The 13,524-nt window shown below is 58.7% G+C and carries 12 protein-coding genes and 1 pseudogene; 10 read left to right on the forward strand and 3 right to left on the reverse strand.

All coding sequences use genetic code 11. The annotated features are described in order from the left end of the window. Positions 1–8 precede the first annotated feature (8 nt). Complete coding sequence (gene antC, locus BSF40_RS24385; RefSeq protein ID WP_095967133.1) at positions 9–1,031, forward strand: anthranilate 1,2-dioxygenase electron transfer component AntC; 1,023 nt, start codon at positions 9–11, stop codon at positions 1,029–1,031. Between the two features lie 44 nt (positions 1,032–1,075). On the opposite strand, the gene kynB is transcribed toward antC, so the two are convergent. Together kynB and BSF40_RS24395 are read right to left on the reverse strand one after the other, a co-directional pair. Beyond that, complete coding sequence (gene kynB, locus BSF40_RS24390) at positions 1,076–1,729, reverse strand: arylformamidase (RefSeq protein ID WP_095967134.1); 654 nt, start codon at positions 1,727–1,729, stop codon at positions 1,076–1,078. 253 nt (positions 1,730–1,982) lie between these two features. After that, positions 1,983–2,573, reverse strand: a complete 591-nt coding sequence (locus BSF40_RS24395; RefSeq protein ID WP_095967135.1) for an ABATE domain-containing protein — start codon at positions 2,571–2,573, stop codon at positions 1,983–1,985. Between the two features lie 129 nt (positions 2,574–2,702). Between BSF40_RS24395 and BSF40_RS24400 the strand changes: the two genes are divergently transcribed. The 9 genes and pseudogenes from BSF40_RS24400 to BSF40_RS24435 all read left to right on the forward strand — a co-directional run bounded on the left by BSF40_RS24400 (position 2,703) and on the right by BSF40_RS24435 (position 10,486). Then, complete coding sequence (locus BSF40_RS24400; protein ID WP_095967136.1) at positions 2,703–3,584, forward strand: alpha/beta fold hydrolase; 882 nt, start codon at positions 2,703–2,705, stop codon at positions 3,582–3,584. A gap of 15 nt (positions 3,585–3,599) precedes the next feature. Continuing rightward, positions 3,600–3,683, forward strand: a pseudogene (locus tag BSF40_RS33605) (aldolase); the annotation flags it as partial. 82 nt (positions 3,684–3,765) lie between these two features. After that, complete coding sequence (otnI, locus tag BSF40_RS24405) at positions 3,766–4,569, forward strand: 2-oxo-tetronate isomerase (protein WP_095967137.1); 804 nt, start codon at positions 3,766–3,768, stop codon at positions 4,567–4,569. Positions 4,570–4,629: 60 nt separating this feature from the next. After that, complete coding sequence (locus tag BSF40_RS24410) at positions 4,630–5,085, forward strand: VOC family protein (RefSeq protein ID WP_095967138.1); 456 nt, start codon at positions 4,630–4,632, stop codon at positions 5,083–5,085. 206 nt (positions 5,086–5,291) lie between these two features. Next, the gene (locus tag BSF40_RS24415) at positions 5,292–6,728 is read left to right on the forward strand and encodes an FAD/NAD(P)-binding protein (protein ID WP_095967139.1); all 1,437 of its coding nucleotides are present in this window, start codon (positions 5,292–5,294) and stop codon (positions 6,726–6,728) included. 703 nt (positions 6,729–7,431) lie between these two features. Next, on the forward strand, positions 7,432–8,214 hold the full coding sequence (locus BSF40_RS24420; protein ID WP_095967140.1) for a transporter substrate-binding domain-containing protein: 783 nt from the start codon (positions 7,432–7,434) through the stop codon (positions 8,212–8,214). Between the two features lie 55 nt (positions 8,215–8,269). Beyond that, entirely contained in the window at positions 8,270–8,998 is a 729-nt protein-coding gene (locus tag BSF40_RS24425) for an ABC transporter permease (RefSeq protein ID WP_095967141.1), read from the forward strand. Continuing rightward, positions 8,995–9,705, forward strand: a complete 711-nt coding sequence (locus BSF40_RS24430) for an ABC transporter permease (RefSeq protein ID WP_007994172.1) — start codon at positions 8,995–8,997, stop codon at positions 9,703–9,705. The genes BSF40_RS24425 and BSF40_RS24430 overlap by 4 nt, the downstream gene beginning before the upstream one ends. Before the next feature lie 16 nt (positions 9,706–9,721). Continuing rightward, the gene (locus tag BSF40_RS24435) at positions 9,722–10,486 is read left to right on the forward strand and encodes an ABC transporter ATP-binding protein (protein ID WP_095967142.1); all 765 of its coding nucleotides are present in this window, start codon (positions 9,722–9,724) and stop codon (positions 10,484–10,486) included. Positions 10,487–11,094: 608 nt separating this feature from the next. On the opposite strand, the gene BSF40_RS24445 is transcribed toward BSF40_RS24435, so the two are convergent. Continuing rightward, positions 11,095–13,521, reverse strand: a complete 2,427-nt coding sequence (locus BSF40_RS24445; protein WP_095967143.1) for an RND family transporter — start codon at positions 13,519–13,521, stop codon at positions 11,095–11,097. Between the last annotated feature and the right edge of the window lie 3 nt (positions 13,522–13,524).

The raw sequence follows: 13,524 nt of genomic DNA on the forward strand, positions 1-13,524 counted from the left end.
GACCGGGCATGAACCATAAAGTCGCGTTCAGCTTTGCCGACGGCAAAACGCTGTTCTTCCCTGTGCAGGCCAATGAAATCCTGCTCGACGCCGCCCTGCGCAATGGCATCAACATACCCCTGGATTGCCGCGAAGGCGTCTGCGGAACCTGCCAGGGGCGCTGCGAGTCGGGCGATTACAGCCAGGACTATGTGGATGAGGAAGCCCTCTCCAGCCAGGACCTGCAACAACGCAAAATGCTCACCTGCCAGACCCGGGTCAAATCCGACGCCGCGTTCTATTTCGACTTCGCTTCCAGTCTGTGCAACGCCGCTGGCCCCGATCAACTCACGGCAACGGTCACCGAGGTCAAACAGGTGTCGGCCAGCACGGCGATCCTGCATCTGGATCTGGGCGATGTGGGCCAGTCGCTGGATTACCTGCCCGGGCAGTACGCCCGGCTGCAGATTCCGGGGACCGAGAACAAGCGTTCCTACTCCTTCGCCAACCGGCCGGGCGTCAGCAATCGGCTGCAGTTTCTGATTCGCCTGCTGCCCGATGGCGTGATGAGCAACTACATCCGCGACCGCTGTCAGGTGGGTGACCCCATCGTTCTGGAAGCACCGCTGGGGGCTTTTTATCTGCGGCACGTCGCCCGGCCACTGATCCTGGTGGCTGGCGGCACCGGACTGTCTGCCTTGCTGGGCATGCTCGACGAACTCGCTGAACGCGGCTGCGAGCAACCCGTGCATTTGTACTACGGCGTGCGCGATGCGGCCGACCTGTGCGAACAGGCGCGCATCCAGGCGTATACGCAACGCCTCCCGGGGCTGCGATACACCGAGGTGGTCAGCGAACCGTCGCCGCACTGGACCGGCAAGCGCGGCTACATCGCCGAACACTTCGACGTCGCCGAACTGCGCGACGGCCCGGTCGACATGTACGTCTGCGGGCCGCCGCCGATGGTTGAATCGATCAAGACCTGGTTGCAGGCACAAGCACTGGAAAGCGTGCAGCTGTACTACGAAAAATTCACCGAGAGTAACGCCTGACACCCGCTACCGGAACCGGCGCCCGGTTCCGGTGGCCGAAAGGGTCACTCGCGTTGATGTGTACCCAACGGCCGCAAAATCGCCCGGACCGGGCTGGCGTCGAGGTTGGCAAAACGTAGCGGCAACGCGATCAACTCGTAATCCCCTTCCGGCACGTCATCGAGCACGACCCCCTCAAGAATGGCCATGCCGTGACGGGCCACGGCTCGGTGCGAATCCATCGTTTTGGATTGCTGCGGGTCCAGTGACGGCGTATCGATGCCGATCAACCTCACACCCAGGCTGGCCAACAAATCGATGGTTTCCCTGGCAACGGCCGTGAACGCCGGATCCCAGGCAGCCAGCGGTGCCTGGCGATAGGTCCGCAGCAGCACACGCTCGGGCACATCGTGCAAACGCCCTTCCAGTTGCCCGGGCTGCACCAGGTCGCCGCTGTCCAGACAATGCAAAACGCGGCAAGGCCCGATATACACATCCAACGCGACCTCACCAATCGCCGCGCCGTCAGCGCTGTAATGCAGCGGCGCATCGACGTGGGCACCGGTGTGCGGTGACAGGGTGATGCGTCCGACATTCACCGGGCACTCGGGACCGTAGGTCCAGACCCGCTCTTCCAGAAAAGGCGTGTCCCCCGGCCAGGTCGGTGTTTTGCTACTCAAGGGTGGACTGATGTCCCACAGTGTCGTGTTTTTTGTCATCGCAAATGCTCAGCGTTTTTACCGAGTGAAATGATACGAGCGACAACGGTGCAGATTCGTGCAAAAACCCTGGGCAAACGAGCGGGTTTTCGCACAAAGCGCCATGGATGAGTGTGATGGCGGCAGGAAATTTCAACGTGCACCCTTCGACGAGGCGGTCTTCACCGGCAGCAACGCGCGATGAAAGATCGGATGACTGTGGTTCAGGCTGACCGGGTCGCCGCCCCGCCAATACCCCGCAGCGTCATGGCCTTCAGTCCGCGACACCCTGACGTCGCTTGCGGAATTCGGCGACCTTATGCCGGTTTCCGCAGAGCGCCATGCTGCACCAGCGTCGTTTGTGCGATTTGGTGCGGTCGTAAAACATCAATGAACATTCGGCGCTTTCGCATTTGCGGACCAGGCTGAAATCGCCTTCGGCCAGCAACTGCGCGGCGGCGTAAGCGAGCCTGCCCAGACGCTGGTGGCCGGCATCGCCCTGGTGCAAGCGATCCAGCACCGGCGCGCCCGCCTCCTCCCACACCAGTTGCGGCACGACCCGCAGCAGAAAGGCATTAAGCACTGCCGGATCCGCCACGCGGTTCTCTCGACGGGCGGCGAGCAGGCCCTCGATGCAGTCGCGCAGCTTGCGCAACCGGGCAAGCAACTGCCCGTCACCCACCGCCACGTCCGTCGCCAGACCGAAACCGATCTGCTCCAGCCAGCGCGCCGCGTCGGCATCGCTGTTGAGCAGGTCGCGCCGCTGGCCATCGACCACCCTTCGGGTGTTCAGCAGATCCAGCGCCGGATGGTCGGCCAGCACCAACGGTACAGGCAAGTCAGGCGTGGCGACGGCGTCAATCATGGAAATCTCCCGGGAATCGATGCACGGATTGTAACCCACAAAAAAGATTTGACCAGTTACAAAGTCTGTGCAAAATGAAAATATGTAACCCGTATAAATAACTTTAAACAGTTACAATGGAGATCCGCCATTACCACGCTCCCGCACACCACCGTTGTCTGCAAATTCGTCGAAGCCGACGGCATCAGGGTTTTCTACCGCGAGGCCGGTGCTGCCGACGCTCCCGTACTCTTGCTGTTGCACGGCTTTCCCAGCTCGTCCCACCAATTCCGGGACCTGATCCCGCGGCTCGCCGACAAATACCGCCTGATTGCGCCGGATCTGCCCGGTTTCGGTTTCACCGAGGTGCCCGCCGAACGCCACTACGTCTACACCTTCGATGCCATCGGCGAGACGATCCGCCAGTTCGTCGATGTGCTGGGCCTCAAGCGTTACGGGATGTACTTCTTCGACTATGGGGCGCCGGTCGGCCTGCGCCTGGCGCTGGCGTACCCGGAGCGGGTTAGCGCGATCGTTTCGCAGAACGGCAATGCCTATCTCGAAGGCCTGGGGGATGCCTGGGCGCCGATCCGCCGGTATTGGGACGAGCCGTCCCCCGGCAACCGCCAGGTGATCAACGATGCCATCCTGCACCTGGAAGGCACGCGCTGGCAGTATGTGGAAGGCGTGAGCAACCCCGATCTCATTGCACCCGAGGGTTATCATCTGGACGCGCTATTGCTGGAACGGCCCGGCAACAAGGGCATTCAGCTCGATCTGTTTTATGACTATCGGAACAACCTGAAGCTGTACCCGGCGTTCCAGCAATTCTTGCGCGATGCCCAAGTGCCGACGCTGGCGATCTGGGGCAAGGGCGATCCGTTTTTCATTCCGTCGGGTGCCGAGGCCTACAAGCGTGACAACCCCAATGCGGTGGTCGAGATGCTCGATACCGGCCACTTCGCGCTGGAGACCCACGCCGTGCAGATTGCTCAACGGATAGTCGACGTGGTGGGCAGTCATCTCGACTGAGAGGTGCACAGACGAGGCGTGGTCCACATCCACTCGACCCACCGGGTGGCATTGACGCTAGCCGGTGTCTGGCATGAGGATGACATCCTGTCGCCGCTGCCCCAGGCGGTGGATGAATTGCACGAAGCCTTTGGTGTGCAGTGGTAACCCACAGATTGATTTTTTGACCGCAGGAGTCTTCATGCCTCGTTTCGCTGCCAACCTCAGCATGCTCTACCCCGAACATGACTTTCTTGACCGTTTCGCCGCCGCCGCCGCCGATGGATTTCAGGCCGTGGAATACATGTCCCCCTACGACTACAGCCCACAGCAATTGAAACAGCGGCTCGACGACAATGGCCTGGTCCAGGCCCTGTTCAACGCACCGCCTGGCAATATCGCGGCCGGCGAAAAAGGCACCGTGTCCTTGCCAGGCCGTGAGTCGGAGTTCCGCGCCGGTTTCGACAAGGCCCTGGAATACGCCACGGTACTGGGCAACGACCGCATCCATGTCATGGCCGGCCTGCTGGCCAACGAAGCGGATCGCGCCAGGCACCAGCAAACCTACCTGGAAAACCTCAGCCACGCAGCGACACAAGCGGCCAAGGCTGGCATCACCGTATTGCTGGAGCCGATCAACACCCGCGACATGCCGGGGTTCTTCCTCAACCACCAACATCAGGCCCAGGCCATCTGCAAAGAGGTCGGCCAGGCCAACCTCAAAGTCCAGTTCGACGTCTACCATTGCCAGATCGTCGAGGGTGACGTGGCGACGAAGCTGCGACGGGATTTCGCCAACATCGGCCATATCCAGATCGCCGGCGTGCCGGATCGCCACGAACCGGACATGAACAACGAGCTGAACTATCCCTACCTGTTCGAGCTGATCGATCAACTGGGGTACACCGGTTGGGTGGGTTGCGAGTACAGGCCGCGCGGCGACACCTCCAAGGGCTTGCAATGGCTGCGCGATTGGCAGGGTCGATCAAGCCAAGGCCAGGCATAGACAGCTTTTCATCATTGGGACACCAGGACACCAGGACGCCGGGGCAGCAGGAGGCATGCAATGGAACTGAAGTTCAGTCACATCGATGTACTGGTCAAGAATCTCGACGAAGCCTGTGCCTACTACGCGCAGATACTGAACGCCAGGATCTCCAAGACACTCGTCTGGGAACGAGGTGGCCTGCACGTGCGCTACGCGATTGCGCTGATCGGTCAAGAGCGTTTCATGCTGGTACAGCCGCTGGCCGGGAACCTGAGGGAGCTACTGGACGCCTCGGGTGAAGGGATGATTTATCGCCACTGCTATTCGACCCCCGACATCGAGAAGGCCTATGACGAATTGATGGTCGCCGGTGTTCAGCCAGAAGATGAAAACGGCAAGCCATTGGCCCGCGCGAACCTGCAATCCCCGTCCGGGACACGCATCATCTGGTTGCCCAAGCGCTTCGGGCACTTCTCTATCGAAATCCTGGAAGACAAGGCGCTAGAGGCATTTGTAGAGGCTGCATTTGCCTGAGTGACGGGGCAATGAACGTCTGCTTGCGGCTGTGGGTTCTTCCAATACGCCCCTTTGACCAACAGGCAGATTAAGTGTCATGGGTTCTGGAGAATCTTTAAACCTGTTGGCTATGTAGACAAGGAGCAACTGTTCTTTTACGACGAGCGAAAAGAACTAGCCTGATTCGATGGAGGAGTACTTTCAACCTTCATTAGGGCATTCCAATGAACACAACCACCCTGGAGACGGACTATCTGGTTGTTGGCGCGGGGGCAACCGCCATGGCCTTCGTCGATACGTTGCTCGATCAATCGGATGCGAGTGTGCTGATGGTGGATCGACACGCTCAACCGGGTGGACACTGGAACGATGCCTACTCGTTCGTCCGCCTGCACCAGCCGTCTGCCTTCTATGGCGTCAACTCCTGCGAGTTGGGTTCCGGGCAAAAGGACGAATCCGAATGGGGCGGTGGCTTATATGAATTGGCCTCAGGCAGCGAAGTTGTCAGTTACTTCGATCAGCTCATGCAGCATCGATTCTTGCCATCAGGTCGGGTGCACTATTTTCCGATGCACAACTACGAAGGTGATCGCAGCGATAGTCATTGCATCACCTCCTTGCTTACCGGCGAAAGCAAGGCTGTCCGGGTACGAAGGAAGCTGGTGGATGCGACTATGGCACAGACAGCCGTTCCTTCGACCCATCCACCGCATTACCGGGTCGAGCCCGGTATACGGTGCATACCGCTCAACGACTTGCCAAAGGTCGGACAGCCTTGCTCGCGTTACGTGGTGGTGGGGGGAGGAAAGACCGGTATCGATGCCTGCCTGTGGCTGCTGCAAAATGGCGTGGCACCCGGCAGGATTCAATGGATCGTTCCAAACGCCCCCTGGCTGTTGGATCGCGCCAACTTTCAACCCGGCCAGGAGAATGTTGTACGAACGATCGGCAGTCTCGCGAACCAGTTCGAAGCGATAGGTGCTGCAGATTCGATCCCGGACCTCTTCCTCAGACTCGAAAGTGCCGGCGAACTGTTGCGCATCGATCAAGCCGTCGAGCCCACCGCCTTCCGCGCTGCGACCATTTCACAGGGGGAATTGCGTGCGCTGCGGCGCATAAGCAATGTCGTGCGCCTGGGGCGGGTTTGCGCGATTGAAGCCAGCCGTATATCCCTCGAAAGGGGCAGCATCGCTGCAGATCCCGACGCCCTTTATATCGACTGCAGCGCCAGCGCTGTCCCGATTATTCCTGAGGGAAGCGTGAAAGCGTTTGATGGCAATCGTATCAACCTGGTGACAGTCAGCAGTTATCAGATCCTGTTCAGTGCCGCAGTCATCGCCTACGTGGAAAGCCACCTCGACGATCAGATGCAGATGAACAAACTATGCGGGTTTGTCCCATTGCCACGCTCACCGGTGGACTGGGTCAGGATGTGGGCCGCTTATCTTGGCAATCAGCGGCAATGGAAGCACCATGCGGGGCTGTCCAACTGGCTTGCGCAGTGCCACTTGCACCTTTTGCCAACCGTGTTGAGAAGCCTGCAGGAGGGGGATCCTGAAAAGCTTGCAGTGTTGAACCGATTTACTGAAGCCAGAAAAAAAGCCCTGGAAAACATGCCCAGACTCTTGCAGGCCGTAGCAGGTTTAGCGCAGGAGTCCTGAGCGACTGTCCACCTTGAGTGACCCAGCCCCCGCGTTTGACATGGCCTATGTTCGCTAGCGAACAGACTTCACCGCGATGAATCATCCACACTCGTCGGTGGAATGCAGCGCCCGGCGGCGCAATGCCCCGCACACCTGGCCTGGCGTAGAACCGCCTTCATTCCACAAGCGACCTGCCCGGCGCGGGTCGTACGAAGGAATTCATGCAAAGTATCCTGACTCGCACACTGTCCCACCGACTCCATCGTGTCGCTGTTGTATGTGATGGAGAACGGCCAAAAGCAGACGGTCACCTTTGGGCAACTCCCAGCTAACAGCAATCGTTGGGCAAATGGACTGAATTTGTTGAAGGCTGCGCAACGCCGATACGCCGGTTGAGTTGCTTCGGACGCTCTGACCCATTTTCGGAGGGTGTTTCTCGTTAGTCGGCAACATAGCCTTTATTGGGGTGGTTTTTCTGCAGTGGCACCAGCCAAAGCATCATATGTTCACTATTGCTCGTCATAATGACCAATAACTCGTCAAATCAACGCATTCTGCGTCTTATTGTCGTACACGATTGCCTCTAGACTCCTCTCCCCGGGTGCACTAGCTCCTTGTTCGCCAAGAGCGCGAGCTGTTGGGTATTGCTTTTTCCAAAGTGAGATCCATAGCCGTGCTCATGTGCCACAAGCGCTTATTTTGGTCCTTAGGAATAAAAACAATGAAAAAAACATTTCTGACCTTTTCTGCATTGGCTTTGTGTGTGACTGCCGGTTCTGCACTGGCGAAGGAGTACAAGGAGTTGCGTTTTGGCGTCGACCCTTCTTATGCGCCGTTCGAATCCAAGGCTGCCGATGGCAGCCTGGTGGGTTTCGATATCGACTTGGGCAACGCGATCTGCGCTGAGCTGAAGGTCAAGTGCAAGTGGGTCGAAAGCGACTTCGACGGCATGATTCCCGGCCTCAAGGCCAACAAGTTCGACGGCGTGATCTCCTCCATGACCGTTACCCCGGCGCGTGAGAAGGTCATCGACTTCTCGAGCGAGCTGTTCTCTGGCCCGACCGCGCTGGTATTCAAGAAAGGTGCGGCCGTCGGCACCGATCCGGCCTCCCTCAAGGGCAAGAAAGTCGGCTACGAGCAAGGCACCATCCAGGAAGCCTACGCCAAGGCGGTGTTGGACAAGGCCGGGGTAGAAACCCAGGCGTACGCCAACCAGGACCAGGTCTACGCTGACCTGATCTCCGGACGTCTCGATGCCTCGATCCAGGACATGCTGCAAGCCGAACTGGGTTTCCTGAAGTCGCCACCAGGCGTCGACTTCCAGGTCAGCGAGCCGGTCGAAAGCCCGCTACTGCCAGCCAAAACCGCCGTGGGCCTGACCAAAGGCAACGCCGAGCTCCAGGCCTTGCTGAACAAAGGTATCAAGGCGCTGCACGACAATGGCACCTATGCGGCCGTCCAACAGAAGCACTTTGGCGATCTGAATCTGTACAGCGGCAAATAATGACCCTGCGCCCATTTGCGGATGGGTCCTTTTTTGATTGATGTAGGGCTGCCCAATGCTAGAAAACCTGTTGACGATTCTGGGGCTGTCAGGCTTCAGCCTCAAGGGCTTCGGCCCGCTGCTGCTGCAAGGCTCGTGGATGACTGTCAAATTATCCTTTCTGTGCTTGCTGGTAAGCGTTGGCCTGGGCCTGATCGGCGCCAGTGCCAAGCTTTCAAGATCGGCACTGCTACGCGTCCCTGCGCAGGCCTACACCACGCTGATCCGCGGAGTGCCGGACCTGGTGCTGATGCTGCTGATTTTCTACAGCCTGCAAACCTGGCTGACCTCGTTCACCGATTTCATGGAATGGGAATACATCGAGATCAACCCCTTCAGCGCCGGGGTCATTACCCTGGGTTTCATCTACGGGGCGTATTTCACTGAAACCTTCCGCGGCGCCATCCTCGCCGTACCGCGAGGGCAGATGGAAGCGGCCACCGCCTACGGCCTGACCCGAGCCCAGCGCTTTCGCTTAGTGGTGTTCCCGCAAATGATGCGCTTTGCCCTGCCGGGCATCGGCAACAACTGGATGGTGATTCTCAAGGCCACCGCGCTGGTGTCGATCATTGGCCTGGCCGATCTGGTCAAGGTGGCTCAGGACGCGGGCAAGAGCTCCTATCAACTGTTCTTCTTCCTGCTGCTGGCCGCCCTGATCTATCTGGTGATAACCACCGTTTCGAACTACGTCTTGCGCCGGATGGAAATCTTCTACGCCGCAGGCACCCGGGAGGCCGTGCGATGATCGAGCTACTGCAGGAATACTGGAAACCGTTCCTGTTCCAGGACGGCAATCACATCACCGGGCTGGCCATGACCCTCTGGCTGCTCAGCGCCTCGATCTTCTTCGGCTTCGTGATGTCGATCCCGCTGTCGATTGCCCGGGTCTCAACCAATGTCTGGGTGCGCTGGCCGGTGCAGTTCTACACCTATCTGTTTCGGGGTACGCCACTCTATATTCAGCTGCTGATTTGCTACACCGGCATTTACAGCCTGGCCGCCGTGCGCGCTCAGCCAGTACTGGATGCGTTCTTTCGCGATGCAATGAACTGCACCATCCTGGCCTTCGCCCTGAACACCTGCGCCTACACCACGGAGATCTTCGCCGGGGCCATTCGCAGCATGAACCACGGCGAAGTCGAGGCCGCCAAGGCTTACGGCCTGACCGGCTGGAAGCTGTATGCCTATGTGATCATGCCATCGGCCCTGCGTCGTTCGCTGCCTTACTACAGCAACGAAGTGATTCTGATGCTGCACTCGACCACCGTGGCCTTCACCGCGACCATCCCGGACATCCTGAAAGTCGCACGGGACGCCAACTCGGCGACCTTCCTGACCTTCCAGTCGTTCGGCATTGCCGCGTTGATCTACCTGGCCGTCACTTTCTCTCTGGTCGGCCTGTTCCGCCTGGCAGAACGCCGCTGGTTGTCTTTCCTCGGCCCGGCTCACTAATTCAGGATGCTTGTTCATGTACAAACTGACCGTTGAAAACCTGCACAAAAGCTACGGCAACCATGAAGTCCTCAAGGGCGTTTCGCTAAACGCCAAGACCGGCGACGTCATCAGCCTGATCGGCGCCAGTGGTTCGGGCAAGAGCACCTTTCTGCGTTGCATCAACTTCCTGGAAACGCCCGACGACGGCGCCATGAGCCTGGACAACCAGCCGATTCAAATGGTCCATGACCGCCACGGCATGCGGGTGGCCGACGCCAATGAACTGCAACGCCTCCGTACTCGCCTGGCGATGGTGTTCCAGCACTTCAACCTGTGGAGCCACATGACGGTGCTGGAAAACATCACCATGGCCCCACGCCGGGTGCTGGGCGTCAGCAAGAAAGATGCAGAGGAACGCGCCCGGCGCTACCTGGACAAGGTGGGCCTGCCGTCGCGGGTGGCCGACCAATACCCGGCGTTCCTCTCGGGTGGCCAGCAACAGCGGGTCGCCATTGCCCGTGCCCTGAGCATGGAACCGGAGATCATGCTGTTCGACGAGCCGACTTCGGCCCTGGACCCGGAACTGGTGGGCGAAGTGCTCAAAGTGATCCAGGGCCTGGCCGAAGAAGGCCGCACCATGATCATGGTGACCCACGAAATGAGCTTTGCGCGCAAAGTGTCGAACCAGGTGCTGTTCCTGCATCAGGGGCGGGTCGAAGAACAGGGGGCGCCCGAGGACGTATTGGGCAACCCAAAAAGCGAACGCCTGCAGCAGTTCCTCAGCGGCAATCTGAAATAAGGGGCGCTATTGGCACAACTCACCATTTGAGCGACTGGCCAGCCGCTCAAATGTGCGCTGAAGATGCTTAGGTATGGTCAGCGGTGTGATCATTCTGATGTACCTGGCCTCCAGATTACTGGCCTTGGCCTTACTTTCCGGACATATGAGACTGGATCAAGCGCCCGTCAAAAGACTTAGTGGCGAAGGGCTTTCTGACTGGTTTTCTCAATCCGTAGGGTTGCTGGTCTATTTAGGGGGCTACGCAGCATGCGCCCGTAGCGTAGAGGTACCAGACTGGGTTGCCGGTAACGGTTTGACTCTTCCAACGTTTCATTGGGGTCATGATGCTTACGCGCAGTTTCCATTCGGCGTGTAACGAATACGGCAGGCTCTATCTCAATCGCTCCCCAGCGCTCATACGCTCTTTACGCGAGCGAAAAACGGGTTCATTTATTGTGGCGGTGAGTTTGTTGACTGTTACGTTGGCTGGCTTTTTCTTACGGGGCGACATCTCCACTCCTTTGCAGCAAACTGACAGATGCCCAAGCGTATCGATACAAGCATAGCCCCCCTGACTCCACCCAAAAAAAAAGACGGCCCGAAGGCCGCCAAAGTACTGCATGGAGTTAGTTTGCGGGTGGCTGTTCAGGATGCTTGCCAGCCTGCACCGGCGGTAGCAGCCATGCCGCCAGTGCCGGTAGCAACAGGATGGCGCCCCAGACATTGACCAGAAACATGAACGCCAACAGCACGCCCATGTCGGCCTGGAACTTGAGGGTGGAAAACACCCACGTGGACACGGACACCGTCATTGTCATGGCGGTGAACAACGAGGCAGTGCCACGCTGCTTTAGCGCTTCGACAAACGCCTGACGCAGGTCCGAATGACGTGAATGCATTTCGTGCTTGATCCGCTCGAACAAGTAAATGCCGTAATCCACGCCGACCCCGACGCCCAGAGCCACCACCGGTAGCGTGTTGACCTTCAGACCAATACCCAGCCATGCCATCAACCCGTTGCACAGCACCGTGACCAGCGCCAGTGGAAGGATGATGCACAGGGTGATACGCAGCGAGCGAAAGCTCAGCAGGCAGAGTAAGGTCACCGAGCCGAAAAGCGCGAGATTCACCCACTTGTCCGCCGCCTCGACCGCCTCATTGGTCGCGGCCATTACCCCGACATTGCCACTGGCCAGCTGAAAACGAAGATCATCGCCGTCGTGGGTTACCTTGAACGCTTTTATCCTTTCGATGATGTTGCTGATAGTCGAGGCCTGGTGATCTTCGGTGTACAGCGAGATCGGCATGGCACTGCAGGTGGAGTTCATCAGTTCATTGCCAAGGCGCGTAGCGAACCCCACGCCTTGGGCAATTTGCGCCTGCTCCTCGGGAATGGTGCGCCATTTGATGAAGGTTTCCGCGTAGCCCTGGGTGATCTGCCCGACATAGCCCGCCAGCCCTCGCACCGTACCGACACCCGGGGTCTGCTTCATCTCGAATTCGAAATCTTCGACTTTGCCCAGAATGTTGCGATCAACACAGGGCGACTCGTTGCCCTTTGCCTCAACCACCACCTGCAACAGGTCAACGCCGATGGCGAAGTTACGGGTGACCATCGCCACGTCCTGGTTATAACGCGAATCGGCACGCAGCTCCGGGACACCCTGCCCCGTGTCTCCCACCTTCAACTTTCCCGCCTGCCACATGCCGACGCCGAGCAGAACCATCGCAATCAGGATGACCGGCACACTGCCCTTGCGGGTTGCCAACCCCCCCAGGTGCTCCCACAACCAGTCCCCAGAGGTTTCCTTGCCCCGCAGGCGCTCGGCATCCTTGGCTGAAATACGCATGTAAGACAGCAGGATCGGCAACAGCAGTTTGTTGGTGAGGATCATCAGGCTGACCCCCAAGGTAGCGGTGATGGCCAGTTCCCGCACCATCTCGATCTGCACGAAGGCGATTACCAGGAACCCCAGTGCATTGGCCAGCAGCGCCATGGCACCTGGTATGAAGAGTTTCTGGAAGCAATTGCGCGAAGCGGTAATGCTGTCGTGACCATGCAACACTTCCAGTTTCCAGGCGTTGGTCATCTGCACCGCATGGGAGACACCAATGGAGAAAATCAGGAACGGCACCAAAATCGACATGGGGTCGAGGGCCAACCCCAACAGCGGCAGTAGACCCAGTAGCCATACCACCGGGACCATGGCGCAAACCAATGCCCAGGACGTCAGCATCAGCGAGCCGCAATACCAATAAAGCAACAGTGCGGTGATCACGAAGGCCACGGCGAAGAACAGCAGGACCCCGGCGGCACCGTCCGCGATATCCCCGGTCGACTTGGCGAAGCCAATGATGTGCACGCTGACGCCATCTTTTTCGTGCTTGGCGCGAATCGCCTCCAGGGACTGGCTGACCGCTTGCAGATCCAGGCGCAAGCCGGTCTCCGGGTCCACTTCCTGCAAGTTCGCCACCACCATGGCGGCGCTCAAGTCATTGGAGACGATACGGCCGACCCAATCGGACTTCAGCACATTTTCGCGCACTGCCTTCAGTTGCTCTGGAGTACCGGAGAAGTCGGCCGCAACAATGTTGCCGCCCCTGAAGCCGTCTTCTACCACCTCGTTGTAGCGCACATTGGAGGTGAACAACGAAGTGACCGAGCTACGCTCGACGCCCTTGATGTAGAAAACTTCCTCGGTGACCTGATGCAAGCTCTCCATGAATCCGGGGTCGAAGATCTCGCCCTTTTCGTTCTTCAACGCCAGCAATACTTTGTTGGCGCCGCCGAAAACCGACTGATACTTGAGAAAGGACTGCATGTACTCATGCTGCAGCGGGATCATCTTGGAAAAGCCCGCCTCCACACGCAGCCGTGTGGCGGTGAAGGTAAACAGCAGCGTCAATAGAATGAAAAAAATCAGAAGCGGGCGACGCCAGTGAAAAATCCACCAGGACACCTGACCGACCAGACTACGGGAGAAGTGGTGGCGGTCGAGCACCTGAACGTCGCCCACAAGCTCGAGCCCCTGATTGTCGTGGTACTTACTCATAGA

Origin of the sequence: Pseudomonas sp. ACN5 (assembly GCF_002303975.1) — a bacterium.
Taxonomy (GTDB): Bacteria; Pseudomonadota; Gammaproteobacteria; order Pseudomonadales; family Pseudomonadaceae; genus Aquipseudomonas; species Aquipseudomonas laurylsulfatiphila.

What these genes read in the sequence shown, in the direction of transcription:
- antC (WP_095967133.1), top strand. Translation starts at nt 9, where the DNA reads ATGAACCATAAAGTCGCGTTCAGCTTTGCCGACGGCAAAACGCTGTTC.
- kynB (WP_095967134.1), bottom strand. Translation starts at nt 1,729, where the DNA reads ATGACAAAAAACACGACACTGTGGGACATCAGTCCACCCTTGAGTAGC.
- BSF40_RS24395 (WP_095967135.1), bottom strand. Translation starts at nt 2,573, where the DNA reads ATGATTGACGCCGTCGCCACGCCTGACTTGCCTGTACCGTTGGTGCTG.
- otnI (WP_095967137.1), top strand. Translation starts at nt 3,766, where the DNA reads ATGCCTCGTTTCGCTGCCAACCTCAGCATGCTCTACCCCGAACATGAC.
- BSF40_RS24410 (WP_095967138.1), top strand. Translation starts at nt 4,630, where the DNA reads ATGGAACTGAAGTTCAGTCACATCGATGTACTGGTCAAGAATCTCGAC.
- BSF40_RS24415 (WP_095967139.1), top strand. Translation starts at nt 5,292, where the DNA reads ATGAACACAACCACCCTGGAGACGGACTATCTGGTTGTTGGCGCGGGG.
- BSF40_RS24420 (WP_095967140.1), top strand. Translation starts at nt 7,432, where the DNA reads ATGAAAAAAACATTTCTGACCTTTTCTGCATTGGCTTTGTGTGTGACT.
- BSF40_RS24425 (WP_095967141.1), top strand. Translation starts at nt 8,270, where the DNA reads ATGCTAGAAAACCTGTTGACGATTCTGGGGCTGTCAGGCTTCAGCCTC.
- BSF40_RS24430 (WP_007994172.1), top strand. Translation starts at nt 8,995, where the DNA reads ATGATCGAGCTACTGCAGGAATACTGGAAACCGTTCCTGTTCCAGGAC.
- BSF40_RS24435 (WP_095967142.1), top strand. Translation starts at nt 9,722, where the DNA reads ATGTACAAACTGACCGTTGAAAACCTGCACAAAAGCTACGGCAACCAT.
- BSF40_RS24445 (WP_095967143.1), bottom strand. Translation starts at nt 13,521, where the DNA reads ATGAGTAAGTACCACGACAATCAGGGGCTCGAGCTTGTGGGCGACGTT.